The organism is Sphingomonas sp. SORGH_AS_0789, from assembly GCF_031453055.1.
In the GTDB taxonomy this organism is placed as follows: domain Bacteria; phylum Pseudomonadota; class Alphaproteobacteria; order Sphingomonadales; family Sphingomonadaceae; genus Sphingomonas.
On sequence record NZ_JAVIYV010000001.1, the window covers coordinates 3319273 to 3344978 of the forward strand.

Consider the following 25706-nt stretch of genomic DNA (forward strand, 5'->3'; position numbering starts at 1 on the left):
TCTTAGGCCAGCTGGCAGATATCGAGGACGTTCATGTCGGTGTAATCCTGGTTCTCGCCCGCCATCGCCCAGATGAACGCATAGGCCTTGGTCCCCGCCCCCATGTGAATCGACCAAGGCGGTGAGATCACCGCTTCCTCATTCTTGACGACCAGATGCCGGGTCGCCTCGCCTTCCCCCATGAAGTGCATCACCCGGTCGTTGGCGAGATCGTCCAGTTCGAAATAGAAATAGATCTCGCTGCGGCGCTCGTGAATGTGCGGGGGCATGGTGTTCCAGACGCTGCCGGGCTTGAGCACGGTGAGCCCCATCACCAGCTGCGCGCTGTCGCACACGCCGGGAATGACGAGCTGGAAGATGGTGCGCTCGTTGGATTCCGCCAGGCTGCCGCGCTCTAGGGCGTTGGCATCGGCAATACCGAGCTTGCGGGTCTGAAACGCCTTATGCGCGGGACAGGACGCCAGATAGAAGCGGGCGCCCTGCCCTTCGAACAGGACTTCCCGAGCGCCCATAGTGACATAGAGGCAATCCTTGTTGCCAAGCACAAAGACCTCGCCATCGACCGTGACGCGTCCCTCGGCGGTGCGGACATTGACGATGGCGAGTTCGCGGCGCTCGAGGAAAGGATGACCTGCGGCCGATGCGGGCTCTTTCTGGTCGGGCAGCTTGACCGGGGTGTCACCCACCGCGACGCCGCCGATCACGAACCGCTCGGCATGGGTATAGTTCAGCACGCACTCGCCGGTGCGGAACAGGTCCGGGATCAGATAACGGTCGCGCAATTCGTCGTTGGAGACGCATGCCATCATGTCGGGATGGGTGGCGTAGTAGGTGCGGTCGTACATGCTCGAAACTCCCATGGTCCTGCGTGAATAGCCGGGCGCGGTCAGCAGCCGAGTCCCAATCGATAGATGCGGTCGGCATTGCGACCGAACAGGGCGCGGCGGTCTTCCTCGCTGAAGTCGGCGACGGCGGCGTGACAGGCGTCCATCTGCGCATCGATGGCGCCGAACAGCCGGTCGGTCGGCAGGTCGCTGGCGAACATCGCGCGGTCGGTGCCGAACAGGTCGATCACGGTGCGGACCGTGTCACGCACGAAGGCGGGTGTCGCGTCGCGCCGGGCAAAGCCGAAGCCCGACAGCTTGACCGACACCTGCGGGCATGCCGCCAGCGCCGCCAGCCCCCGCCGCCAATCCGCAAAGCCGTCCGGGTCATCTAGGACAGCCATGCCCACATGGTTGACGATCACCGGAATATCGGGGTGGCGGGCGAACAGTTCGGCCAGCGCGGTCATCTGGCCCGGATAGCATTGCAAGTCGAAGGACAGCCCATGATCGGCCAGCTTGGCGAAGCCTTTCTGCCAGGCAGCGTCGCGGGTCACGTCGCGCTGGGTATAGCTTCGCCGGGGATCGGGATGCCAGTTGACGATATGGCGGATACCCCGCACGCGGGGGTGCCGGGCGTGCGCCGCCAGGAAACTGTCGAGATCGGGAGCGTCGAGCGCGGCGAAGGCGATGATCGCATCGGGGAGCCCCTCGGCATCGGCCAAGCCGTCCAGCCATTCGGTTTCCATGAGCGCATCACCGGGATGGGCGCCCGCATCGACATGCACCGCGCCGACGACATTCCACCGCGCCATCTCGCGCCTGTAATCGGCGGGGAGATAGGTCCGGGCGATCGCCTCGACCGAACCGTTGGGGCCATCATCCGCAAAGGGCGGCGTCAGCCATGGATAGCGCAGCCGCTCCAGGTCCCACAGATGGATATGCGCATCGACGAACGGGATCATCAGAAGGTCGTCCGCCCCCCCGAGGTGTCGAAGGTCGCCGCGGTGGTGAAGCTGCATTCCTCCGACGCCATGAAGCACACCATCGCCGCCGTCTCGCTCACCTGCCCCAGCCGCCCCATCGGGATCTTGCCGCGCATATAGTCGACCTGGCTCTTGGGCAGTTGCGCGAGGATCGGGCTTTCGAAGGTCGCGGGCGTGATCGCGTTGGCGATGACCCCCTTGCCTGCCAGTTCCTTGCCCAGCGACTTGGTGAAGCCGATCACCCCCGCCTTGGTAGCCGAATAGGCCGAGGCGTTGGGATTGCCCTCCTTGCCGGCGACCGACGCGACGTTGACGATCCGGCCATAGCCGTTCGCGAGCAGATGCGGCACGACCGCGCGGCAGCAATAGAAGACGCCGTTCAGATTGATCTCGACCACCCGTTGCCAGCTGTCGAGCGGATAGTCCTCGACGCAGGCCGTCGCGCCAGTGATCCCCGCCGAGCAGATGAGGATATCGACCTTGCCCAACGCCGCCACGCTGGCGACGGTGGCATGCTCGACCGCCTGGCAATCGGCGATATCGAAGGATTGCCAGTGTTTTGTGCCAACATCCTGCGCCACTTCCGCAAGTTTCTCGCTGTCGACATCCCATAGCGCCACCGATCCGCCCTCGGCGACGATCCGCCGCGCGACTTCGAGGCCCAGCCCCGATGCCGCCCCCGTGACGATCGCGGACCGCCCCGCAAAGCGCCCCTCGAAGAGGGTCACGCGGGCAGTTCCATCGCAAAGGGAATGCAGGTCTGCCGCTGCTCGCCGAGCTTCGCGATGCCCAGATGCATGGTGTCGCCGGGCCTGAGGAAGATCTTGTCGGGCTTGTGCCCCTCGCCCACCCCCGGCGGGGTGCCGGTGATCAGCAGGTCCCCCGGATGAAGGGTGATGAAGCGGCTGACATAGGCGATGCATTCGGCGACCGGGAAGATCATCGTCCGCGTATTGCCGGTCTGCATCCGCCGTCCGTTCACGTCCAGGAACATGTCCAGTTCCTGGCAATCGCCGACCTCGTCCGGCGTGACCAGCCAGGGACCGACAGGTCCGAACGTATCGCAACCCTTGCCCTTATCCCACTGACCACCAAGCTCTTTCTGGAAGGCGCGCTCGGACACGTCATTCGCCAGGACATAGCCCGCGACGTGGTTCAGCGCATCGGCCTGTTCGACATAGCGACAGGTCGTGCCGATCACGACGCCCAGCTCCACCTCCCAGTCGGTCTTCTCGGCATCCTTGGGGATCATCACGGGGTCGTTGGGGCCGGTCAGGCACGAGATCGCCTTGGTGAAGAAGATCGGCTCGGGCGGCGGCTCCAGTCCCGATTCCTTGGCATGGTCGGCATAGTTCAGGCCGATGGCGATGAACTTGCCGATCCCGGCGACGGGGACGCCATAGCGCGGATCGCCCTCGACCAGCGGCAGCGTTTCAGGATCGACCGTGCGCAGGCATTCCAGCGCTTCGGGCGTGATGGTGGCGGGCGTGACGTCGTCGATCACACCGGACAGGTCGCGGATCCGACCTTGCCCATCAACGAGACCGGGCTTTTCCGCGCCCTTTTGACCATAACGGCAGAGTTTCATGCGAAAATCCTCAATGGGTATAGGGGCGGTGAAGCGGCACGTCGGCGTTGAGTTCGACACCGAAGCCGGGCTTGTCGAGCGCGCTGGCCCGGATACGGCCATTCTGCGGCACCGGCTCACCCAGCAGTTGCGGCGCGAACATCGGCACCACCTCGGTCGGGCCGGGGTGCATCATCAGGAATTCGGCGAAGGGCGAATTGTACCGGGTGATGACGAAGTGATAGCTATACACCGATGAGCCATGCGGGATCATCATCACGCCCCGGCTGTCGGCATAGTTGGCGATCTTGATCAGCTCGGTCACGCCGCCGCACCAGCCCACATCGGGCTGGATGATGTCGCAGCAACCCATGTCGATCAGCATCCGGAAACCCCAGCGGGTCGCTTCATGCTCGCCGGTCGTGACCAGCAGGCCCGGCGGCGCCTTTTTGCGCAATTCGGCATAGGCCCAATAGTCGTCGGGGCTGAGCGCCTCCTCGATCCATTTCAGCCCGCACTCGTTCCAGGCGCGATGCGCGAGCCGCGTGGCATAATCGAGGTCGAGCGCCATCCAGCAATCGTACATCAGCCAGAAATCGTCGCCGCACTTGGCCCGCATGTCGGCTAGCAGCGCGATGTTCTTCTCCATTCCCTCCAGCCCCTCGGCGGGACCGTGGTGGAGCGGCAGCTTGCCGCCGATGAAGCCCAGTTCGCGGGCGATATCGGGCCGGGCGCCGGTGGCGTAGAATTGCAGCTCGTCGCGCACCGCGCCGCCCAGCATGTGATAGACCGGCTCGCCGCGCAGCTTGCCCAGCAGATCCCACAGCGCCAGGTCGACACCGGAAATTGCATTCACGACCAGGCCCTTGCGGCCATAATATTGGGTCGAGAAATACATCTGGTCCCAGATCTTCTCGACCTCGACCGGAGAGCGTCCTTCGAGGAAGCGAGCGAGGTGCTTCTCGACGATATAGGCGGCGGGCTCACCCCCGGTCGTCACCGCGAAGCCGATCGTGCCGTCCTCCGCCTCGATCTCCACGACCAGCGTGCCCAGCACGTTGATGCCGAAACTCTGCCGCGACTGGCGATATTCGGGATAGCGGCTCATCGGCGTGGCGATGTGGTCGTCGATCCAGTGGCCCGCGCCCTGATCGTGATAATCCGCGCCCGCACCGCGCGCGACGAAGGCACGGACATGCTTGATCCGCGAGAGGGTCATCGCCCACCCTCGCTGGCTTGCGTCGTTCGGCCACCGCCCCGCATCCGATCCTCCCGGCTTTACTTTCTCACTTTATGGAATAGGATGCTAATTGTTGAGACTTCGGGCGTCAATCGCTTGTTTTGCGAAAACCGATGGCCAAGGTGAGCCGGTGGACAGGATGAGGAGCAAGGCCGTGAAACTGCTGGAAGGAAAGACCGTCGTCGTCACCGGTGCCTCCACGGGGATCGGCCGGGCGATCGCGATCGGTGCGGCCGAACATGGCGCGGACGTCGCGATCAACTATGCGCGCGATTCGGACGGCGCGGCCCAATGCGTCGCGGGGATCGAGGCGCATGGGCGGCGCGCGGTCGCCATCCAGGGCGACGTCGCCGATCCCGCCACCGCGACCGACTTCATCGCGCGGGCCGCAAAGGCGCTGGGCAAGGTCGACGTCATGGTGTCCAACGCGGGCATCTGTCCGTTCCACGGCTTTCTCGATATGCCGGTCGAGACGTTCGAGCGGACGATGCGGGTCAACCTGCATGGCGGCTATTATATGTGCCAGGCGGCGGCGCGGCAGATGGTCGAGCAAGGGCATGGCGGATCGATCATCGCGGTCTCCTCCATCTCGGCGCTGGTCGGCGGCGAGTTTCAGACCCATTATACCCCGACCAAGGCGGGCCTGCACTCGCTGATGCAATCGGCGGCGATCGCGCTGGGGCGTCATGCCATTCGCTGCAACTCGCTGCTTCCCGGCACCATCCTGACCGAGATCAACAAGGAGGATTTGGCCGACGAGGCCAAGCGTCGCTATATGGAGGGCCGCGTGCCGTTGGGCCGGTTGGGCGTGCCGGAGGATATGGTCGGACCCGCCGTCTTCCTGGCCTCCGACATGGCGCGCTATGTGACCGGCGCAGCCCTGCTGGTCGATGGCGGCGCATTTGTGAACCTGCAATAGGCACGGGCGGGGGATGGCGCTTTCCCCTCGACATGCGGACGTGAGAAAGGCAAACACTTCCACAATATGGTACGCGCTGGCAACAAATGCGGCGCGTCAGGAGAAGATGTTTCCATGCCCGCATCCGCCAAATCCCCCAAGACCGAAACCGGCGAGACCAAGGGCCCGACGGGCAGCCAGACCCTGTTGCGCGGGCTCGACCTGATCGACGAGGTGTCCGACCGCCCGATCGCGCTGGCCGAACTCGCCGAGCGGCTGGGGCTGACGCGCAGCACGACGCATCGGCTGGCCAGCGCGCTGATCGACCGGCGCTTCCTGATCTTCACGCCGCGCCAGGGCTATCGTCTGGGGCCGAAGCTGCTCGAACTGGGGTTTCTGGCGCAGCAGCAGGCTGATGTCGTCCAGATCGGGCGCGATCATATCGAGGCGCTGGCCGCCGCGTCCGAGGACACGGTCCATCTGGGCGTCCGGGACGGCGACAAAGCGCTGTATCTCGACAAGATCCCCGGTCGCCGCCGCGTCGACATCTCCAGCCGCGTGGGCGATCGCCAGCCGATGACCTCCACCGGGCTGGGCAAGGCGCTGATGCTGGACGACGAGGCGAAGCACTGGCGCCAGCGTTTCGACGACGAGCGAGCGGGCGATCCGCATGCGCCCGACTATGACGTCTGGCTGGAGCGGATGCGCGGCTATGTCGGGCTGGGCTGCGCCTATGACCTTGAGGAGAATGAGGATCAGATACGCTGTGTCGCCGCGCCGATCCGCGACGCCAGCGGTCGTATCGTCGCCGCGATCAGCGTCTCGAGCGCCGCGCAATATATGTCGGATGAGCGGATGACCGCGCTGACCGGCGATGTGCTGGGGACCGCACATGCGATCAGCCGCGACTTGGGATGGCGGGAAAAAGATCGCCGCTGATCTTATTCCAAATCCCAAAACCCTCTTGCACTATGTGGGATATAGGCACATAGTTTAGGAAAGCGGATCGAAACAGGTCCACGACAGGGCGAGGGAGCGGGTGCATGACGAAGCGTCATCGGACGGCTGTCAGGATAGGGGCGGCCTGCGCGTCGTTGCTGATCGTCGGCGCCTCCCCCGCCCCCCTGCCCCCGGCACGGCTGTTTATCGCCAGCGACTCCACCGCGCAGGACTATCGGCCCGACAAATATCCGCAATCGGGATGGGGCACGATGCTCCGCTGCGCCTTCGGGCCCGAGGTCACGATCGCCAACCATGCGATGGCGGGGCGCAGCACCAAGAGCTTCATGGCGGAAGGGCGGCTGGACGCGATCGCCCGCGACCTGCGGCCCGGCGACACGCTGCTGATCCAGTTCGGGCATAACGACGCCAACCAGGCGAAGCCCGAACGCTATGCCCCCATTCCCGAATATGAGAGTAATCTGAAGCGCTTCATCGCGGTCGCACGCACCGCCGGAGCCCGGCCGGTGCTGCTGACCCCGGTCACGCGTCGCGCGTTCAAGGACGGGCATGTCGTGCCCAGCTTTCCCACCTATTCGGACGCCGCCAGGCGGGTGGCGGTGCAGGAGCATGTGCCCCTGATCGACCTGGCCGCCTTGTCGGAACATTGGATCGACGGGCTCGGGCCGGACGGATCGCGGGCCTATTATCTCCATTATGCGAAGGGCGAGGGCCTGCCGGGCTTTGCCGAGGCGGTGGATGACGACACCCATTTCAGCGAGCTGGGCGCGCGCCGGATCGCCGATCTGGTCGCGGGCGGATTGGCGGGCACCCATTTGCCGATCGCCCGCCATGTGCTGAAGAAGCGCGCGAGCCTGACCCGCGCCACAGCCGCGGGCGGGCCGTCATGCGCCGGCTGATCGCCCTGGCGGCGCTGGCGGGGTCGGCTATGGCCACGGCACAGGCGCCGGTGTGGGACTTCGTCATGGCCGCAAATGCCGGCCATGGCTTCGACGGCGATCATGGGTTCGAGGCTGATCCGCACCTCTTTTCGGTCGTGGTGCCGCCGGGCAATTACGCCGTGACCGTCACGCTGGGCGATCCCGCCCACGCGAGCGACACCACGATCAAGGCCGAGAGCCGCCGCCTGATGCTGGAGGCGGTCCGGACGCGTGCGGGCGAGTTCGTCACCCGGCGCTTCATCGTGAATGTCCGCACTCCCGCGCTCGCGCCCCCGCCCGCCAACGCGCCGGGTGGCGATGCGGTGCGGCTCAAGCCGCGCGAGATCGGATCGTTCGCCTGGGACGATCGGCTGACGCTGGAGATACTCGGCCCGGCGCCCGCGCTTCGCCGTGTCAGCGTCGCCCCTGTCGAGGTCCCGACCCTGTTCCTGCTGGGCGACTCCACTGTGACCGACCAGCCGGCCGAACCGGCCGCGAGCTGGGGCCAGATGCTGCCCGCCTTCCTGACGCCGACCATCGCGGTCGCCAATCATGCGGAGTCGGGAGAGACGCTCAAATCCTTCCTGACCGAGCTTCGGCTGGACAAAGTGCTGGCCAGCGCCAGACCCGGCGATGTCGCGATGATCCAGTTCGGGCATAACGACCAGAAATCCCAGTGGCCGCAGACCTATGCCGACGCCGCGACGACCTATCGCGCCTATCTGCGCACCTATATCGCCGAATTGCGGCGGCGCGGGGTGACGCCGATCCTGGTGACTTCGCCCGAGCGGCGGCAATGGAGCGCGGACGGGCATATCCACCCCAGCCTGGGCGACTATCCCGCCGCCGTTCGCGCCGTCGCGGCCGAGGCGGCGGTGCCGGTAATCGACCTGAATGCGGACTCGATCCGCTTCTACGAAGCCTTGGGCAAGGACCGCGCGCCGCTGGCCTTCAACGATCAGGGCCGTGACGCGACCCATCATGACAATTACGGCGCCTGGGTCCTGGCGCGCGACGTCGCGGAGCGGATGCGGGCGTTAGGCTCGCTCGCCCGCTTCGTCCGAAGCGACCTGCCGTCTTTCGACCCCAGCCATCCGCCCGCCCCCGAGACCTTTAGTCTTGCAGCCAGCGGGATGCGCAGCAGCGAACGACCTGCGGGAAATTGACGATGCCTCTCGACCGCCGCACCCTGATCGCCGCCGGACTGTCGCTGGCCGCCACGCCCCGCCTCGCGACCGCCGCCCCTGCCTCGCAGCGCTTTCCGATCTGGCCAGGCTCACCGCCGGGGATGCCCAGCCCTGCGGTCGCGGACGCCTTCGTCCAGCGCTCGCCCAACGGCCCCGCCGACGACATCGCCTGGCCGCATGTCGCCACTCCGATGCTGACCGTCTGCCCCGCCGCGCGACCGACCGGGGCGGCGGTGCTGCTAATCCCCGGGGGAGGCTATGCCCGTGTGGCGGTGGGGCGCGAGCCTTCGCCGGTCGCGCGCTGGTTCGCCGCGCAGGGCGTGACGGCGTTCGACCTGCTCTATCGCCTGCCGCACGACGGCTGGGCGGCCGGGCCGGACGCGCCGCTTCAGGATGCACAGCGCGCGCTTCGGGTCATCCGCGCCCGCGCGGGCGAATGGGGCATCGATCCAACCAACATCGCCGCGATGGGCTTTTCGGCGGGCGGGCATCTGGCCGCGCGGCTGGCGGCGCGGTCTGCGCTCGTCACCTATGGCCCTGTCGACGTCATGGACGCGCAGCCGACGACGCTGCTTACCGTCGGGCTGCTTTTCCCGGTCATCACCATGACCCAGCCCTTCGCGCACGCCCAGTCGAAGCGCGAGCTGCTCGGCCGGGACGCGGATGCCGGGCGGGCGGCACGCTATTCGGCGGAGCGGGACCTGCCCGCCGACATGCCGCCGACCTTTCTGGGCCATGCCGCCGACGACCCCGTCGTGCCGGTCGCCAACAGCATCGCGATGTTCCAGGCGGTCCATGCGCTGCCCCGCCCGGCCGAACTCCATATCGTTGAAACGGGCGGGCACGGCCCCCGGCTGGTCGCCCCCGACGGCACGCCGCATCCTTGGCTGGCCCGGTTCGCGACCTTCGCCCACCGCCACGGCCTGAAAATCCCAGGAGACGACGCATGACCCGGCCCATCGCCTTTCGCATGATGCTGAAGCCCGGCATGGCCGAGGAATATCGCCGTCGCCACGACGCGATCTGGCCCGAACTCGCCGAGGCGCTGCGCGCGGCGGGCATTTACGACTATTCGATTTTTCTGGACGAAGAGACGAACGCGCTGTTCGCCGTCCTGCGGCTGCATCCTAACGATAGCCGCGACACGCTGCCCGGCCAGCCGGTCATGCAGCGCTGGTGGGACCATATGGCCGATCTGATGGAGGTACGGCCCGACAATCGCCCGGTCGAAGCTCCGCTGACGCCGATGTTCTACCTCGCATGAGCCTGGTCGCCGCGCTGCTGCTGGCAGGGGCCGCCGCACCGCAGACTTTGCCGGTGGCCGAGCCCCCGCGCGTCGGGTTCGACCGCCATTCGCTGCTGATCGACGGCAAGCCGACGCTGATCTGGTCAAGCGAATTCCACCCCTTTCGCCTGCCCTCGCCCGATCTGTGGCGCGACATCCTTCAGAAGATGAAGGCGAGCGGCTTCAACGCCGTCGCCATCTATATCGACTGGGGGTTTCATAGCCCGAAAAAGGGCATGTACGACTTCACCGGCATCCGCGACGTCGAGCGGGTGCTGACCATGGCGCGCGAGGAAGGGCTCTATGTCATCACCCGCGCCGGGCCCTATGTGAATGCCGAGCTGTCGCGCGGCGGCTTTCCGGGCTGGCTGGTGAACCAGCCGGGCAAGGCGCGGACCGACGATCCCGAATATCTGGCGGCGGCCGACGAATGGCTGGACCGGATCAACCCGATCATCGCGCGCCACCAGCTGGGGCGCGGCGGCACCGTCATCCTCCACCAGATCGAGAATGAGCTGGCGCTGACCACCCCCGCACAGAGCCGCTATATGCAGCATCTGTACGACAAGGCGCGGGCCGATGGGATCACCGTACCGATCTTCCACAATGATCAGGGGCGCAACGGCTATTGGGTGCCCAAAAGCTCGGGCGTGCCGCTGACCGTCGCGGGACCGCAGGAGCTCTATGCCTTCGACGGCTATCCCGGCGGCGTGTGCGGGGTCGACAATGTGCCGACCAAAGGTGCCCCCGCTCCGGACTGGGGCCTATATGGTCCCGGTGGTGCCAAGGGCGGGGCGAGCGCCTCGCCGCACACGCCCGGTTTCATCGCCGAGTTCGGCGGCGGCTGGTTCGACTATTGGGGGTCGAACGGCATGTATCCGTGCAACGCCGTTCAGCGCGGGACCGGCTATCAACGGGTCTTCTACGGCACCAACATCGCCAACGGCATCGCGATCCAGAGCATCTATATGGGCTATGGCGGCACGAGCTGGGGCTGGCTGCCCGCGCCCGTCGTCTATACCTCCTATGACTATGGTTCGGCGATCGACGAGGCGCGCAATCTGCGGCCCAAGGCGCTGGAGCTGAAGCAGCTCGGCCAGTTCCTCGCCGCCGTGCCCGATCTCGCCCGGCTGGAAAAGGCCCCGCCCGTCGCCGTCACGGGCAGCGATGCGGTGCAGGTCTATCACGACCGCAATCCGGACACCGACGCACGCCTGCTGTTCGTCGCGCCCAAGCCGTCCAACGCGACCGGCGACGCGCGGTTCACCATCACCGCCGACCTGCCCGACGGACGCTACAGCTTTGCCAGCGAGTTGCATGGCCGCGATGCCAAGCTGCTGGTCGCGGGCGTCGATCTGGAGCGGCAGCGGCTGGTCTATTCGACATCCGAATTGCAGACGACCATCCGCCACGGCGCGGAGGATGTCGCGCTATTCTATGGTCGCACGGGCGAGCCGGGGGAAACGGTGCTGCGCTATGCCAGCCCGCCGAAGGTCACGGTCCTGGAGGGACGGGTCGCCAGCGCCTTCGACCCGACAAAGGGGGACCTTCGGCTGACCTATACGCATCGGGGTCTGGCCCGAGTGCTGATCGCAGGCGGCGGTCGCCCGCCCCTGCTGCTGCTAGTTGGTGAAGTCGCGGCGGCGCAGCGTTTCTTCCGACAGGACGGCCTGTTGGAACGCGGCCCCACGCTCGTCCGTCATGCGACGCCGAACCGGGGGGCGCTAGACCTGACCGGCGATAGTGAGGGCGCCGAGCCGTTGGAGGTCTGGGCCCCGCCGGGCATCCACACGGTGCGCTGGAACGGAAAGGCGGTGCCCGTCAGCCATTCGGCGAGCGGCAGCCTAGTGGCCTTGCGTCCCCTGCCCGCACCGCAACGCCTGACCTTGCCCGATCTGACCAGCGCGACATGGCGTCATGCGCCGGGATCGCCGGAGACGGGCGTGGACTTCGACGACTCCGGCTGGACCGTCGCCGGGACCGCCCGCAACGTGGCAACCATCCGACCACCGACTGGCCAGCCCAATCTCGGGGCGGATGCCTATGGCTTTCATGACGGCGATGTCTGGTATCGCGGTCGCTTCACCGGCTCGGCGGACGCGCAGACCGCGACCGTGCATTACGGGGCGGGCGGCGCAGGGATGGTCCAGCTGTTCCTCGACGGGACGCTGATCGGCCAGCACGAACTGGCAGGCGGCCTGCCTCGGCCGATCACCACCGGCGTCGCGGAATTCGTCCTGCCTCGCCAGGCCCAGGCGCCCGGCGAACATATGCTGGCCGCGATGGTGCGGGTGAACGGCCATAACTGGGACCTCGACGTCGATGACGCGCACAAGGAGCCGCGCGGGCTGATCTCCGTCTCGCTGGCCCGGCCGGGTGGCAAGAGCTTCGCGGTGCCGATCGCGTGGCGGATCCAGGGGCGCGCGGGCGGCGAAGACCTGCGGGATGTCGCGCGCGGGCCCAGCAACAATGGCGGCCTTTATGGCGAACGCATGGGCTGGACGCTGCCGGGCTTTGCCGATGACGGGTGGCAGGCGGTCACGCTGACCGAGGCGAAACCCCATGCCGGGACCGACTGGTATCGCACCACGTTCGACCTGTCAGTGCCGAGCGGCGAGGATGTGACCTTGGGCCTGCAGATCGGTGACCCCGATACGCCGCGCTCGCCGGGGCGCTACCGGGTGCTGATCTTCGTCAATGGCTGGAATATGGGCCAGTTCGTCGCGAATGTCGGGCCGCAGCGGGTCTTCCCCATCCCCGAGGGCATATTGCGCCATCGCGGGCGCAACACGCTGGCGCTCGCCATGACGAGCGACGGGGCGCCCGGCAACGTCATCGAGCCGGTCCGGCTCGTCACCCTTCACCATGCGCGCGGCGGCGTCGCGGTCACCGACGTGGCCGCCCCGGCTTACCGCGACCTCTATTCCACCCCCTGATCCTTCGGAGAGCATTCCCGTGGCAGCCCTTACGCACGACATACCCCGCGCCGAGGTGACGGCGCAGATCGCCAAGCTGATCGACAACCTCGTCAACATCCGGGACGAGACCGGCGAGTTCCTGCTCCGTCTGGACGATGGCCGGGTGATCGACACCAAGGGGTGGAACGATTGGGAATGGACCCACGGCATCGGCCTGTTCGGCCTGTACCGCTATTGGGAACAGACCGGCGACAAACAGGCCTGGGACGTGATGCTGAAATGGTTCGACGACCGTTTCGCGGCGGGCACCCCGACCAAGAACATCAACACCATGTCGCCCTTCCTGACGCTCGCCGATCTCTATGAGCAGACCGGCGACCAGACCTATCTGCCCTATCTCGACATCTGGGCCGAATGGCTGATGGCCGATGACGGCCTGCCCAAGACGGAGGAAGGCGGGTTCCAGCATATCGTCTTCAACGACGAGAACCCGCAGGAGATGTGGGACGACACGCTGATGATGAGCGTCCTGCCGCTCGCCCGCATCGGCCAGATCCTGAACCGCCCGCATTATATCGAGGAGGCCAAGCGCCAGTTCCTCGTCCACATCAAATATCTGTTCGATCGCCAGACGGGCCTCTGGTATCATGGCTGGACCTTCGACGGCCGCCATAACTTCGCGGGCGCGCTATGGGCGCGCGGCAATTGCTGGGTGACGATCGCGATCCCCGAGATCATCGAGATGCTCGACCTGGCCGAGGGCGATGCCTTCCGCACCTTCCTGATCGACACGCTCGCGGCGCAGGTGAAGACGCTGGCCGAGCATCAGGACGAGAGCGGGCTGTGGCACACGCTGATCGTCGATCCGACCAGCTATCTCGAAGCATCGGCGACCGCAGGCTTCGCCTATGGCATCCTGAAGGCGGTGCGGAAGGGCTATCTGCCGCGCCGTTACCAAGCGGTCGGGATCAAGGCGATCCGCGCCGTGCTCGCCAATATCGACGAGCATGGCGAGTTGAAGCAGGTCAGCTTCGGCACCGCGATGGGCGACACGATGCAGTTCTACAAGGACATCGCGCTGACCTCGATGCCCTATGGCCAGAGCCTGGCGATCTGCGCGCTGGGCGAATTCCTGCGGACCTATATCTGATGGTCGCCGCCACCGGGTCCCCGCCCCCTCGTCGCGTTCGCTGGTACAATTTCGCCGCCTATGGATCGAACGACATTCTGGGCGCGGGCTCGATGGCGGTCATCAGCACCTGGGTGCTGTTCTTCTACACCAGCTTTTGCGGCCTGTCGGCGGCGCAGGCGACGCTGATCTTCGGCATCGCCCGCGTGCTGGACGCGGTGGCGAGCCCGACCATCGGCTATATTTCCGACCGGTTCGGCGACACCTGGGCAGGCCGCCGGTTCGGCAGGCGGCGGGCCTTCATCCTGGCGGCCATCCCGCTGCTCCCCTCCTTCGCGATCATGTGGGTCGCGGGGCAGAGCTTCTATTATTATCTCGTCACCTATGTCCTATTCGAGCTGGTCTATGCGCTCGAGATCATTCCGTTCGAGACGCTGGCGGCCGAGATGGCGAGCGACTACCGGACCAAGGCCAAGTTTGCCGGGTGGCGGATCATGTGCGGCCAGATTTCCGCGATCCTCGCCGCCATCCTGCCGGGCCGGTTGATCGAGCATCTGGGGAAGGATTCGCCCGACACCTATTTCTATATGGGCCTTTTATTCTCCGCGCTGTTCATGGCCTCGGCAACGATGCTCTATCTGTTCAGCTGGGAGCGTCCACGCTCGGCCGAGACCATGGCGCTGGCGCGCGAGCGGATGACCCCGCTGGCCGCGATCCGCGACCTGTACCGCAACCTGTTCTCGACCCTGCGAATCCGGGCGTTCCGGCTGCATCTGGGCATGTATCTGGGCGGCTATATCAGCCAGGACATCTTCAACGCCGCCTTCGCCTATTTCGTCGTCTTCGCGCTGGGCGGCACGACACTGGCCGTGTCCAACCTGGCCGGGCTGACCTACGCGGTCCAGACCCTCGCCGTCCTGCTGGCGATCAACTTCGCGCTGCGCGCCTCTCCGGCGCGGGCGTACCAGATCGCGGGGGGCAGCTTCGCGCTGGGCGTCCTGCTGTTCCTCGGCCTGTGGTGGACCGGCCGGGGCGCCAGCGGCTGGGTCTTCGTGCTGCCGGTCGCGTTCGCGGGCCTGGGGCGCGGGGCGCTCAACTATATTCCCTGGGCGACCTATAACTACATGGCCGATGTCGATGAGATCGTCACCGGCCGCCGCCGCGAGGGCGCATTTGCGGGTGTCATGACCTTCGTGCGCAAGATGTCGCAGGCCGTTGCGCTGATCGCGGTCGGCCAGATCCTGCAGGCGTCGGGCTTCGTCGCCGGTGCGGCCAGCCAGTCCCCGGCGACCGTCCACGCCATCGTCGCGGTGATGGTCGGCGGCACCCTCGCGCTGCTGGCCTTCGGGCTATGGGTGTCGCTGCGCTTCCGGCTCGACCCGGCATCCCATGCCGTGCTGATGGACGAGATCGAACGGCTCCGCACCGGTGAGCGCGAACCCGCCAGCCCCCGGACCCGCGCGGTGGTCGAGGATCTGTCGGGCTGGCGTTACGATCAGCTCTGGGGGCGCAATCCGGTGCTGTGACCGGGTCACTCCGGCCGTTCGGAAGGCCTGGTCATGCCCAGATAGAAGCCGGTGTGCGGCGGCTGGTTATAGGCGGTGTTTTGCCAGGCGATCCCGGCGCGATAGACCGGGTCCTGGAGCAGCGTGGTGATCCGGTGCGTCGTCGGCCAGGGCGTCGTATAGATGCGCAACTCGCGATTGTCGGCGCTGCGCCACACCACCTCCTCGCGCCAGTCGCCGATCAGGTCGGCCTGTAGCGCGGGGTTGGCCTTGGTCCCGTTATTGGATGCCGCCCCCTCCGCCACCAGCAACGGCTCGGCCTTGCCGGTCGTCCAGTTCCATTTCGAGATGGTCGTCCCGTCGAGCAATTCGCGAAGAAGATCGCCGTCCCACCAAATGGCGAAATTGGTCTGGCGCGGATGCGGGCCGACCGATACGCCGTGGACGTCGTGGAGATCGGGCTGGTTCGATCCCCACATCTCCTCGCCGACATGGCGCGGGTCGATATCGGCGGACAGGCCGCGCCCGGTGTCGCTGGCGGCGGGCTTGGTCCACAGAATTTGCCCGGTCCGCGCATCGAGCAGCGCCGATCCGATCCCGCCATTCCTGCCGACCTGTTCGTGCACGCCGAACTTCTCCAGCCCCGGCCGGGCGGGATCGAGATCGCCGACATGCATCGCATCGCCGTGATAGAGCGGCTGCGTCCACAACCCCTTGCCGTCCGCATCGACCGCCATCGAGCCGTAGATGACGTCGTCGCGCCCGTCTCCGTCGACATCGGCGATGCTCAGCTGGTGGTTGCCGCGATCGACATAGTCCTGATGGCCCGGTTGGTCGGTGTCGAACAGCCAGCGCTCGGTCAGCTGGCCGTCGCGATAGTCCCAGGCGGCGATCGCCGTTCGTCCATAATAGCCGCGCCCGAAGATCATGCTGGGACGCCGCCCGTCGAGAAAGGCGACCCCCGCCAGAAACCGGTCGACCCGGTTGCCATAGCCGTCCCCCCAACGCGCGGCCATCCAGGCGAAACCCGGATCGTGGCGCGGCCCGCGCGGCGGATCATAGGCCTTGGTGGCCAGCGCCTTGCCGGTCATGCCGTCGAACACCGTCAGATATTCGGGCCCGGTCAGGATTCGTCCAGCAAGCCTGGCGACCATGCGCCCGTCGGCGGTGATGTGCGCGCCGGTCCTGTCGGCCTGCGGCACCTCTCCGTCATGCTGGCGCCAGTCGGCCTTGGGATCGCCGATCACATGCCCCTGTCCATCGACCGTGCCGTCGGCGGTCTTCATCGCCACCTCGGCCCGACCGTCGCCGTCGAAATCCTGCACCAGAAACTGGGTATAATGCGCCCCCGCGCGGATATTGGGGCCGAGGTCGATCCGCCACAGCCGCTTGCCCGCCAGCGTATAGCCGTCGAGATAGACGGGTCCGGTATAGCCGCTCTGGCTGTTGTCATGGCTGTTGGTGGGGTCCCATTTCAGCACCAGATCGGGCCGCCCGTCCCCGTCCAGATCGCCCAGCCCCACATCATTGGCAGTATAGCCATAGGCCTCGCCATCCGGGGTGACGCCGCCCGGCGGCGGGTCGAGCGGAATGGACGCATAGCCTTTCGCCCAGACCGGCACGGCCGGGCTGACCGCGCCCGCCGCGCCCGCCGCGATCATTCGCACGGCATAGCGGCTGGCGGCGCTGCCCCCGGCATCGCGGAAATTGGTCAAGTCGGTGATGGCGGAGACCGAGACCCGGCGTCCGTCGCGAAACACCTCGAACCCCGCGCCTGGCGCATCGCTTGCCAGCGAGCGCCAGCTGACCAGCACCCCGCCCCCGATGGCGGGCACCGCGACGACGCCGCGGTCCCATTTTTCGGCCTGGCGCTCCGGCGCTGGCGCGGCATGGACCGGACAGACGGCCGCCATCATCACCCATGATGCGATACCGCCCCTGATGCGCCGCCTGCCGATCATGCCTCTCTCCTATTCCGAATAAGCACGGCGATCCGGGTCATATGCCGCCTTTCGCATTGCCTGACAGCACCATAGCCCAACGAGTCAAAATTCCAATCTATATGATTGCATTCCATATTGTGGTTATATACACAAAGGCAGACTGGAGCAGCCCTACAGCGTCAGCCGAGAAACAGCGGCGACACCGGGGGCGAGAGGGAGGATGCCATGACGGGTTTCGTCGCTATCACCGGGTCGCGTCACGCGGGCGACCGGCACCTGCTGCGCGGGATGCTGCGCACATCGGCCTGGGGCGTGCTGGCCGTCGGACTGGCGCTGAGCGCGCCCGCCTCTGCGCAAAACGCTGCAAAGGCCGCCGATCAGGGGAAAGGCGACAAGCTCGACGGGGTCAGCCCCGAGGACATCATCGTCATCGGCACCCGCGCCTCGCTGCAATCCGCGATCGCCCGCAAGCGCAATGCGGGGACCGTCGTCGACTCGATCGTTGCGGACGATATCGCCAGCTTCCCCGACAAGAATATTGGCGACAGTCTCGCGCGGATCACCGGCGTCCAGCTCAGCCGTGAATTCGGCGAAGGCAATCAGGTATCGATCCGCGGCGTCGAGCCCGACCTCAATCGCGTCGAGATCAACGGCGTCGGCCAATCCTCCGCGCTGGGTTCCCGCGCGGGCGACTTCCGCGAATTCGCCTCCGAGCTCGTCAAGTCGATCGACGTCTACAAGGGCTATCAGGCCAAGCTGACCGAGGGCGGCATCGGCGGCACGATCCAAATCGAGACGCGCAAGCCGCTCGAACTGAAGAATTTCATCGCCAATCTCAATTTCTCCGAACAGCATCTCGACACGACGCAGGACTGGAAGCCCCGCGCGACGCTGCTGATCGGCACGCCCAAATTCTTCATCGACGGGCTGGGTATCCTGGCCAACGTCACCTATAGCGACGTCTCGACGCGGCAGGATTATGCCAGCAACACCAATTACAGCCGCCTCGCCGATTTCGACCATTCCGACCAGAAGACGGTCGCCAACCCGGCCTATTCGGCGTTCAATACCTATGCCAGCTGCGCGGGTGTCGGCGCGACCGCGACCCAGACCTTCGCCACCCGCCGGGCGGCCTGCGAAAATCAGTTCTTCGACTGGGCGCCGACCGTGCCCCGCTATCGCAACCTGGTTCGCCGCGACAAGCGCTTGTCGGGCGACATCACGCTGCAATATGAATTCTCGAACAATTTTCGCGCCTTTGCGGAAGTGCAGTTCAACAGTCGCAACCAGCGGTTGATGGACGTCAACTATTCGCTCGATATGGGGCGTTACCAGCGTTACCAGCTCGATCCGTCGCTCGGCGCGAGCTCGACGCCACAGGTCAAGCTGGGTACATCGACGGTCGACGGCAACCATGTCGTCACCAGCTACACCACGGCCCTATCGGCGGCGAATATCGGCAGCGCGTCCGCCCCCGTCTATAGCGGGTCCGCCAATATCCTGGGCGTTCAGCGCCGCGACTTCCAATATGACCAGAATTCCCGTTACTATATCACCGGCTTCGACTGGGTGGTGGATCGCCTGCGGCTGAAGGGTCTAGCCTCGCGCAGCGAATCGCGGACGCTGGGTGAAACCAACCTGATCGCGATCAGCACCGGCATTGCGGGGATGCAGGTCGACCGGCGCAACGATCTGGGCATTCCGGTCTTCACCTATCCCAGTTCGGTCAATCCGGCCGATCCCAATATCTATGCCGACTATAACCGCGCCGGGAACACCGCCCAGGCGGGGCCGAGTGTCCAATATCGTCCGGGCGACTCCGGCAATAACGAGAACCAGCTCAAGCTCGACGGGACCTGGGCGGCCGATTGGGGGCCGCTCAAGAATATCGAGTTTGGCGGGCAGTTTCGCTGGGCCGATTATTATAATTATGCAGGTGGCGGGTCGCGTCTGCTGACCCCGGCGTCCGGCACCACCCCGGCGGTCTATCAATCGAGCGCCAATGTGTCCTTCACGACCCAGGTCGTGAACGCCGCCACCGTGCCGCAGCGGGTCAATGGCAGCACCTATTATCTAACGCGCGACGAATATGCCGGGCTTATCCGCTCCCTGGGCACCACGACCGGCGGCGCGCCGATGTTCGCGGGGCTGCAAGGCGCATCCTCCTCGATCCCCAATCGCCTCGCCTTCGCCAATTTCTCGCCGTCGCTGCTCAGCCAATATTACGACCTGTCCGGCTTCGACCAGGATCTGGTACGCGAAGCCAACGGCCAGCCCCAGATTCCCCAGTTGAAGATCGACGAGACGGTCGCCGCCGGTTACGTCCAGGGCAATCTTGAAACCCATGTCTTCGGCATGCGCCTGACCGGCAATGCGGGCGTGCGCTATGTCTATACCCGGGATGTGGGCACGGGCACCAATATCCGCCGCCAGACCCGCTTCACCGCCACGGGCGGCACCGAGACCGTGGTGCTCGGCGCCCAGCAGCTCTCGCTGCGCAACAGCTATGTCGACATCCTCCCCGCCTTCAACGCGGCGCTGGAGCTCACGCCCGACCTGGTGTTCCGCGCCAACTGGGCCAAGAACCTCGCCCGGCCCAAGCCGACCGATCTGGTGCCCAACATCAACTGCCTGGACGATGCGACCGTCGCCGCGTCGGATGACGTCTGCACCGCGGGCAACCCCGCGCTCAAGCCCTATCGCGCCGACCAGTGGGAGGTGAACCTGGCCTGGTATCCCAACAAGGATACGCTGTTCAGCCTGACTTATTACAAGAAATATGAGAGCAGCTTCGTCATCCTGAACGTGCTGCGCACCGGCGTCGACCTGTTCCAGGACGGCGTGACCTATACGGTGCGCCAGCCGGTGAACGGCTTCGGCGCGCTGCTCGACGGGATCGAGGCGAGCGCGCAGACCGCCTTCACCTTCCTGCCCGCGCCGTTCGATGGGCTGGGCGCCAGCGGCAATGTCACCTATGCCCGCGCCCTGCGCACCAACCTGACCAACAGTGCGACCGGCGATCCGCTGAACGACTATCCCGGCCTGTCCAAATGGACTTGGAATGCCAGCGTCTTCTACGACAAGGGATGGCTGAACGCCCGCCTGGCCTATAACTTCCGGTCGGACTGGCTGACGGTCGTCGCCGATTCCAATAACGGGAACCTGCCCATCTATCGCAAGGGCGAAGGCTATCTGGATGCCAAGGTCACGTTCCGCTTCCCCGAATGGCATTATCAGCTGTTCATGGAGATGCAGAACATCAACAAGGAATTTTCCAAGACCTATATCAAGAATATCGGCACGTCCGAGGTCTTCTATCCGGGCCAGCGCTTCTTCGCGGGCTTCAACCTGAAATTCTGAGCCCCGGCGGGCTCACCTTTTCCCTCGACTATGGGGGCCGGGTCCGCGCGATCCGGCCCCTTTCTTATCGGCCCAGCGGCGTGATCCGCACATTGCGAACCCGCAAATGGCTGCGCGTGGTACGCAGCGCGAACCAGCCGCTGCGATAGGGGGCGGCATCGTGCATCGCGAAGAGCCGCTGGCCGTCGCGATCGACCGCGATCTCGTGACCATCGGCGATCAGGCGGATATGGGTCCACCGGTTCGGGACCAGCATCGCGGCGGGATCGCTGCGGTCATGCTGGGGCAGGAGCGGCCGATCCCCCTTGCGACCGACATAGCGGCGCATCCGCGTCGTGCTGTTCCGATTGCCGCCGATCCCGACATAATAGGTCTCCAGATCGTCATAGCTGGCAAAGGCACCGTCGCGTCGCCGGGCCAGCACCGACCCGCCCTTCACCCTGGGGTCGCGCGCCATCCAGAAGGCGTTGACGTCGCTGACCGCGTCATGCGCCCCGCCCTCCGCCACCGCCATCACATCATAGTCGATCGCGACCGGCCCCTTCAGCCTTTGCCGATACCAGATCGTCACCCCGTCCGCCGCATCGATATCCAGCACCCCGTCCCGAGCGACGACCTGCGCACCCGGCTCGGCCTCGACGGACCAGCGCGACAGGCCGCCGCGAAAATCGTCGATGCGCGCACCGGGCCCCGTCGCGGCCAGCGCCGTCACGCCCAGCATGGCGCAGGCCCATCGCCTCACGACAGCCACCGGCCGATCAGCGCCAGATTGGCGGTCGCCGCCAGCCCCCATTGGGCCGCGTCATTGGTCGAGATGTCGGGGATTTCGTCCACCGGCTTGAGCACCGCCGGACCGGACACGCGCACCGCGCCCTTGGCCTGATCGCGCGTGGCGCGGTCGCCCGCCCCCAGGAACTCCGTCCAGGCTCGGCGGGCCAGCGCGGGGTCGCGGCGCTGGACGGCGGCATAGGCGGTATAGCGCGAATGGGCCTGGGCCAGCCCCCGCCCCTTGCCCGGATCGCCGGTCTTCGCGCGGAACAGGTCGGTCGGGGCATTATAATAGGCGCAATAGTCCAGCCACGCCTCGCGATAGGCGGGCACATCGACCAGTTCGAGCAGTTCGGCCATCGTCTCGAACACGCCGAAGACACCGTTCAGATGGCTCATGCTCACCCGGTCGCCCTCGCCGACAAAGCGTCCCGTGGCGAGGTCGAAGGGCGCGCCACCCGCAAACCATTGGCGGGGCAGAGCGGCGAGCGACTGCATTCCCGCCACGATCCGGTCGCGCCAGCGCGGATCGCCCGTCCGTTCCCATTCGGTCATCCAGGCCGCGACCAGCGGGCCCCAGACGGTGCCGAACTGGACGAAGACCTGTCCCGGCGGCAGCCTGCCCTCCGCGACCACCGCGCCGGTGCCGCCGGGTGGCTCCGAACCGGGCGCGCGGGCCCCGACCTTGCGCCCGATCTCGACATGGCGAAGCGTCTGGTCGCTGTCGATCAGCGCGTGCATCAGGTCGCCGCACCGCTCGTCGGCGGTCAGGTAATAATAGATGCGGCGATAGGCGGCATTGGAGATGCGCGGCTGTTTCGAGCTGTCGCCCCAATGCTGCACCCCGTGACGCGTCCCAAGCCCCCGGAAGCGGCCGAGATGATAGACATCGACCTCGCCCGTATGCCGCGTCATCGCCTCCGCCATCCGGAAGACATCGGCGCGCCCGGTCCGCAGATAGGCGTACCAGAGCCACAGATCGGTCGACAGCTCACTGTTATCCCATGCGAAACCGCCGATGTCGTAGCGCCAGACATGGCGATCCGCGTCATAGCTGTGCATGACGTCGCCATAGTCCCAAAAGCCGTACCAGCGCCGCTGCTCGACCTGCCCGATATAGAAATCCAGATCGCGCGAGGCCCGCGCCTCGATCCGTCCCGCCGCGTCGCCGCCGGATGATCCCGCCAGCGTCCAGGCACCGAACACCCCCGCCGCATGAACCGCTTCGCCGGTCGCGAGCAGGCGCGGCGGCGCCTCGACCTGCGCCGCCATTCGGATCAGCCGCTCGCGGGTCGGCGTCGTGTCGAGCGCCCAGAGCCGGAATTCGGTCGTCCGTGCGATCCCGCGCGCATCGCCCCAGCCGGGCTCATAATCCTCATAGGTGATGTCCAGCCCTTCGTTCTGTCGGGCATAATCGGTCATCCCCATCTCGTCGTGATAGAAGCGCAGGTCCATCGCGGGGGCGTCGGGCGCGTGATACCACAGGGTGAAGCGCGCCGCCTCGCCGGTCGCCTCGGCCACGTCCAGCCCGACCGGGCAGCGCCGCCAGAAATCATGCATGGCAAAGGCGAAGCCCCCACCCCGCGCGCCACCCACATAGCCCAGCCCCGCCGCGCGCCCGGCGCCGTCGACCGGCACCCAGCCATGGCCGCTGGCGGTCCGCTTGCGGATGGTGAAGCCGTCGGCATTGGGCTGGCGCAACCGGAACTCGCCCCAGGCCGGGATGTAATCCAGCCGGTCGCGCACCGCCGCCGCCATCGTCGCCAGCGGCGGCGTTTCCCGTCCGGCGACCTGCGCCTCGCGGAAGGCGCGCCCCGGATCGCGGCGCAATCCCGTCAGCGGCCGGACCGCCTCCGCCCATAGGCCATCGCCCTGCCCGGCGAAGCGGACATGCCGGTCGTGCAGCGGATCGGTCATCGGCACCTGCCCGCTCAGCCCCAGCCCGCGCACGAACCGCCGCGCGGGATCTGCGTCGAAGATCAGGCTATGGACGATCCGCACCGACGCCGATCCGGCATGGAAATAAAGGCGCAGCGAAAAGGGCAGCCATTGTTCGTCGGGCGCGGCATGACGTCCCTCGACCCGCACGACGACCCGGATGGGGCCATCCTGCTCCACCGTGACGCGCTCTATACGCCCCGCATAGCGGAGAAGCCGGGGCGGGGCGCCATCCTCCTCGTCGGGCGCGTCCTGCGCCGTCGCGATGAGGCCGACGTCGCGCATGACCGTCTTGCCACCTCGCCGCGCCGAGCGGATAATCGCCTCGCCCTGTCGCCCGATCGTCCAGAGCGTATCGCCGACCGTGACCTCGATCCGATCGGCAAAGCTCCGCGCCGTGGCGGAAGAGGGCGATGCCTGCCGCGCCCTGCCCGGCTCGACCCGCAAGCTGGTGGCGCGCCCCGCATCGGCGGCCAGGGCATGGCCCGTCCATTTGATCGACCCGTCGGGCCAATAGGCGAGCGGCCAGCTTTGCAGCGGAGCCGATCCTTCCCCCGCCAGCCGGTAGGAGGAGGACAGTTTCGTCCCCTTGGGCCATGGCTGGCCCCAGGTCATTCCCTCATGGCCGTCCGGTGGTACACCGTCGAGCCAGCAGGTTGCACCGGTCCCCTTGGCGGCCTCGCCGCGTATGGGGAGAGTGGCCGCCGGGGCGGATGTGTGCCCCATCGTCACGGCCATGCCGGTGGCCGATAGCAACAGGCTCCGCCGGTCGAAATGCACTGGGTCCGCCATATCGAGAATCCATTATCTGGTATCGTTCATCACAATACGAGATATTTTTCGAATGGGAATGCCCTGTGCGATCGGCCGACGGGGCCGTCACGATCAGCTCGGATGCGCCTCGCTCTCGGCGATCGCATCGTTGGCATCGGGCGCGGGGGCCGCATCCGCTTCGGTCAGGCGCATCTGCTCATAGGCGATTTCCAGATCCTGGACGCCCGATCCGGTCGGCTGGATCGGCAGGTCGCCAAAGCTCTGGGGTTCGGTCGGGGTGTCGAGTTCGTCGCGCATGTCACTCTCCTGATGGAGACGGGTCAACGCACCGGCTGCGCGAATGGCTCAACCCGGCCACCTAGACGATGCCGCCGGTCAGCGTCCCGATCAGCGCGGTAACACCCATGGCCAGCGCACCGAGCAGGACGACACGGATCGCCCCGCGCCCGATCGGGGCACCGCCCGCTCGCGCGCCCAGCGCCCCGAGCACGGCCAGGAGCAGCAGCGCGGTCCCCGGCACCGCATAAAGCACCATGCCGCGCGGACTGAGCGCGGCGAGCACCGGCAGGATCGCGCCCGAAGCGAAGGCTCCGGCGGAGAACAACGCCGCCTGCAACGGATCGGACCCGCCGTCATCCGCGAGCCCCAGTTCGTCGCGGCGATGCGCGCCGAGCGCGTCATGCGCCATCATCTGCTCGGCGACCTGCCGGGCCAGCCCGGCCTCGACCCCACGCGCCTCATAGATCGCCGCCAGCTCGCGCGTTTCGGCGAGCGGTGCGCGGTCCAGTTCCGCCGCCTCGCGTGCCAGATCGGCCTGTTCGGTGTCCGCCTGCGAACTCACCGAGACATATTCGCCCGCCGCCATCGACAAGGCACCACCGACCAGCGCGGCGATCCCCGCCAGCAGCACCGTTCCCGCCGTGGCCCCCGGAGCCGCGGCGACGCCGACGATCAGGCTGGATACCGAGATGATCCCGTCATTGGCCCCCAGCACCGCAGCGCGAAGCCAGCCGGTGCGATGGACGAGATGCTGTTCGCCCGCGGCATGGACGCTGGCTTCGCTCATGCGGTGTTATCCTTGCAAGAGGGGGCGGACGGGCCGTGCCGCCCGCCCCCACCGGGCCAGACTTACTCGTCGCCCTTGCGCTCGGTCGCCGGAGCATCGGCCGCAGGCGCATCGCGCTGCACGCGCGACGTCATGCCGGTGGCCGAGGCGTCGTCGAGCATCTGCTGGTCGACGGTCCGCTCGGGCGGCGGCGGCGGGATCTCCTCGGCGGCATTGGTCGCGGGCGCCGCGACCTCGTCCATATTGGCGACCGCCGTCATATTCTCGTCGGCGGCGCCGTCGGTCACGGTCAGCTCATTCTCGGCGGCGGCGGCCACCGGCTGCTCCTCCGGCGTGGACTGCGAACAGCCCGCCAGAGCAGGAAGCAGCATGGCAGCGGCCACCAGACCCCAGCGGCGCATGTTATTGGTCTTCATCATCTTATCCCCTTTCGCACTC

General features: G+C 66.6%; 21 protein-coding genes. 10 read left to right on the forward strand and 11 right to left on the reverse strand.

The annotated features are described in order from the left end of the window. Positions 1 to 2: 2 nt before the first annotated feature. Genes kduI through rhmD form a run of 5 tightly spaced genes read right to left on the reverse strand, consistent with a single transcriptional unit; the run spans position 3 to position 4596 of the window. Positions 3 to 845, reverse strand: coding sequence for a 5-dehydro-4-deoxy-D-glucuronate isomerase (kduI, locus tag QE360_RS15205; protein WP_309702833.1), 843 nt, complete (start codon positions 843 to 845; stop codon positions 3 to 5). Between the two features lie 41 nt (positions 846 to 886). After that, entirely contained in the window at positions 887 to 1789 is a 903-nt protein-coding gene (locus QE360_RS15210; protein ID WP_309702834.1) for an amidohydrolase family protein, read from the reverse strand. Next, positions 1789 to 2538 carry an SDR family NAD(P)-dependent oxidoreductase gene (locus tag QE360_RS15215; protein ID WP_309702836.1) on the reverse strand — a complete coding sequence of 250 codons (750 nt, stop codon included), beginning with the start codon at positions 2536 to 2538 and terminating at the stop codon, positions 1789 to 1791. Before QE360_RS15215 ends, QE360_RS15210 begins: the two co-directional genes overlap by 1 nt. Further along, complete coding sequence (locus tag QE360_RS15220; RefSeq protein ID WP_309702838.1) at positions 2535 to 3398, reverse strand: fumarylacetoacetate hydrolase family protein; 864 nt, start codon at positions 3396 to 3398, stop codon at positions 2535 to 2537. The genes QE360_RS15215 and QE360_RS15220 overlap by 4 nt, the downstream gene beginning before the upstream one ends. Before the next feature lie 10 nt (positions 3399 to 3408). Continuing rightward, positions 3409 to 4596: an L-rhamnonate dehydratase gene (rhmD, locus tag QE360_RS15225; RefSeq protein ID WP_309702840.1), complete on the reverse strand. Its 1188-nt coding sequence runs from the start codon at positions 4594 to 4596 to the stop codon at positions 3409 to 3411. Between the two features lie 175 nt (positions 4597 to 4771). Between rhmD and QE360_RS15230 the strand changes: the two genes are divergently transcribed. The 9 genes from QE360_RS15230 (at position 4772) to QE360_RS15270 (ending at position 15440) form a co-directional block, all read left to right on the forward strand. Further along, entirely contained in the window at positions 4772 to 5536 is a 765-nt protein-coding gene (locus QE360_RS15230) for an SDR family NAD(P)-dependent oxidoreductase (protein WP_309702843.1), read from the forward strand. A gap of 114 nt (positions 5537 to 5650) precedes the next feature. Further along, positions 5651 to 6454 carry an IclR family transcriptional regulator gene (locus QE360_RS15235; RefSeq protein ID WP_307098580.1) on the forward strand — a complete coding sequence of 268 codons (804 nt, stop codon included), beginning with the start codon at positions 5651 to 5653 and terminating at the stop codon, positions 6452 to 6454. A 104-nt stretch (positions 6455 to 6558) separates the two neighbouring features. After that, positions 6559 to 7374 (forward strand): rhamnogalacturonan acetylesterase, encoded by an 816-nt coding sequence (locus QE360_RS15240; protein ID WP_309702846.1) that lies wholly within the window; start codon positions 6559 to 6561, stop codon positions 7372 to 7374. Beyond that, positions 7362 to 8561 carry a rhamnogalacturonan acetylesterase gene (locus tag QE360_RS15245; RefSeq protein WP_309702849.1) on the forward strand — a complete coding sequence of 400 codons (1200 nt, stop codon included), beginning with the start codon at positions 7362 to 7364 and terminating at the stop codon, positions 8559 to 8561. The genes QE360_RS15240 and QE360_RS15245 overlap by 13 nt, the downstream gene beginning before the upstream one ends. A gap of 2 nt (positions 8562 to 8563) precedes the next feature. After that, positions 8564 to 9532, forward strand: coding sequence for an alpha/beta hydrolase (locus QE360_RS15250; protein ID WP_309702851.1), 969 nt, complete (start codon positions 8564 to 8566; stop codon positions 9530 to 9532). Next, positions 9529 to 9846, forward strand: coding sequence for an L-rhamnose mutarotase (gene rhaM, locus QE360_RS15255; protein WP_309702853.1), 318 nt, complete (start codon positions 9529 to 9531; stop codon positions 9844 to 9846). The genes QE360_RS15250 and rhaM overlap by 4 nt, the downstream gene beginning before the upstream one ends. Further along, positions 9843 to 12803: a beta-galactosidase gene (locus QE360_RS15260; RefSeq protein ID WP_309702854.1), complete on the forward strand. Its 2961-nt coding sequence runs from the start codon at positions 9843 to 9845 to the stop codon at positions 12801 to 12803. The genes rhaM and QE360_RS15260 overlap by 4 nt, the downstream gene beginning before the upstream one ends. A 19-nt stretch (positions 12804 to 12822) precedes the next feature. Beyond that, positions 12823 to 13935: a glycoside hydrolase family 88 protein gene (locus QE360_RS15265; RefSeq protein ID WP_309702856.1), complete on the forward strand. Its 1113-nt coding sequence runs from the start codon at positions 12823 to 12825 to the stop codon at positions 13933 to 13935. Then, positions 13935 to 15440: an MFS transporter gene (locus QE360_RS15270; protein ID WP_309702857.1), complete on the forward strand. Its 1506-nt coding sequence runs from the start codon at positions 13935 to 13937 to the stop codon at positions 15438 to 15440. The genes QE360_RS15265 and QE360_RS15270 overlap by 1 nt, the downstream gene beginning before the upstream one ends. Before the next feature lie 5 nt (positions 15441 to 15445). On the opposite strand, the gene QE360_RS15275 is transcribed toward QE360_RS15270, so the two are convergent. Next, on the reverse strand, positions 15446 to 17380 hold the full coding sequence (locus tag QE360_RS15275) for a rhamnogalacturonan lyase (protein ID WP_309702859.1): 1935 nt from the start codon (positions 17378 to 17380) through the stop codon (positions 15446 to 15448). A gap of 207 nt (positions 17381 to 17587) precedes the next feature. On the opposite strand from QE360_RS15275, the gene QE360_RS15280 reads away from it, so the two are divergent. Beyond that, positions 17588 to 20722: a TonB-dependent receptor gene (locus tag QE360_RS15280; protein WP_309702861.1), complete on the forward strand. Its 3135-nt coding sequence runs from the start codon at positions 17588 to 17590 to the stop codon at positions 20720 to 20722. 64 nt (positions 20723 to 20786) lie between these two features. On the opposite strand, the gene QE360_RS15285 is transcribed toward QE360_RS15280, so the two are convergent. The 5 genes from QE360_RS15285 to QE360_RS15305 all read right to left on the reverse strand — a co-directional run bounded on the left by QE360_RS15285 (position 20787) and on the right by QE360_RS15305 (position 25687). Next, positions 20787 to 21443 (reverse strand): DUF6250 domain-containing protein, encoded by a 657-nt coding sequence (locus tag QE360_RS15285; RefSeq protein WP_309702864.1) that lies wholly within the window; start codon positions 21441 to 21443, stop codon positions 20787 to 20789. Positions 21444 to 21460: 17 nt separating this feature from the next. Next, complete coding sequence (locus QE360_RS15290) at positions 21461 to 24220, reverse strand: Tat pathway signal sequence domain protein (RefSeq protein WP_309702866.1); 2760 nt, start codon at positions 24218 to 24220, stop codon at positions 21461 to 21463. Between the two features lie 93 nt (positions 24221 to 24313). Further along, entirely contained in the window at positions 24314 to 24499 is a 186-nt protein-coding gene (locus tag QE360_RS15295; RefSeq protein ID WP_309695205.1) for a hypothetical protein, read from the reverse strand. A gap of 61 nt (positions 24500 to 24560) precedes the next feature. Next, the gene (locus QE360_RS15300; RefSeq protein WP_309702868.1) at positions 24561 to 25268 is read right to left on the reverse strand and encodes a VIT family protein; all 708 of its coding nucleotides are present in this window, start codon (positions 25266 to 25268) and stop codon (positions 24561 to 24563) included. 62 nt (positions 25269 to 25330) lie between these two features. Next, a complete protein-coding gene (locus QE360_RS15305; protein ID WP_309702870.1) occupies positions 25331 to 25687 on the reverse strand; it encodes a hypothetical protein in 357 nt (118 codons plus the stop codon). Positions 25688 to 25706: the final 19 nt, after the last annotated feature.

Bases quoted from the DNA above. Each gene is read 5' to 3' on its own strand.
- kduI (WP_309702833.1), bottom strand. From the start codon at position 845: ATGTACGACCGCACCTACTACGCCACCCATCCCGACATGATGGCATGC.
- QE360_RS15210 (WP_309702834.1), bottom strand. From the start codon at position 1,789: ATGATCCCGTTCGTCGATGCGCATATCCATCTGTGGGACCTGGAGCGG.
- QE360_RS15220 (WP_309702838.1), bottom strand. From the start codon at position 3,398: ATGAAACTCTGCCGTTATGGTCAAAAGGGCGCGGAAAAGCCCGGTCTC.
- rhmD (WP_309702840.1), bottom strand. From the start codon at position 4,596: ATGACCCTCTCGCGGATCAAGCATGTCCGTGCCTTCGTCGCGCGCGGT.
- QE360_RS15235 (WP_307098580.1), top strand. From the start codon at position 5,651: ATGCCCGCATCCGCCAAATCCCCCAAGACCGAAACCGGCGAGACCAAG.
- QE360_RS15240 (WP_309702846.1), top strand. From the start codon at position 6,559: ATGACGAAGCGTCATCGGACGGCTGTCAGGATAGGGGCGGCCTGCGCG.
- QE360_RS15245 (WP_309702849.1), top strand. From the start codon at position 7,362: ATGCGCCGGCTGATCGCCCTGGCGGCGCTGGCGGGGTCGGCTATGGCC.
- QE360_RS15250 (WP_309702851.1), top strand. From the start codon at position 8,564: ATGCCTCTCGACCGCCGCACCCTGATCGCCGCCGGACTGTCGCTGGCC.
- rhaM (WP_309702853.1), top strand. From the start codon at position 9,529: ATGACCCGGCCCATCGCCTTTCGCATGATGCTGAAGCCCGGCATGGCC.
- QE360_RS15260 (WP_309702854.1), top strand. From the start codon at position 9,843: ATGAGCCTGGTCGCCGCGCTGCTGCTGGCAGGGGCCGCCGCACCGCAG.
- QE360_RS15270 (WP_309702857.1), top strand. From the start codon at position 13,935: ATGGTCGCCGCCACCGGGTCCCCGCCCCCTCGTCGCGTTCGCTGGTAC.
- QE360_RS15275 (WP_309702859.1), bottom strand. From the start codon at position 17,380: ATGATCGGCAGGCGGCGCATCAGGGGCGGTATCGCATCATGGGTGATG.
- QE360_RS15280 (WP_309702861.1), top strand. From the start codon at position 17,588: ATGACGGGTTTCGTCGCTATCACCGGGTCGCGTCACGCGGGCGACCGG.
- QE360_RS15285 (WP_309702864.1), bottom strand. From the start codon at position 21,443: ATGCTGGGCGTGACGGCGCTGGCCGCGACGGGGCCCGGTGCGCGCATC.
- QE360_RS15290 (WP_309702866.1), bottom strand. From the start codon at position 24,220: ATGGCGGACCCAGTGCATTTCGACCGGCGGAGCCTGTTGCTATCGGCC.
- QE360_RS15295 (WP_309695205.1), bottom strand. From the start codon at position 24,499: ATGCGCGACGAACTCGACACCCCGACCGAACCCCAGAGCTTTGGCGAC.
- QE360_RS15300 (WP_309702868.1), bottom strand. From the start codon at position 25,268: ATGAGCGAAGCCAGCGTCCATGCCGCGGGCGAACAGCATCTCGTCCAT.
- QE360_RS15305 (WP_309702870.1), bottom strand. From the start codon at position 25,687: ATGATGAAGACCAATAACATGCGCCGCTGGGGTCTGGTGGCCGCTGCC.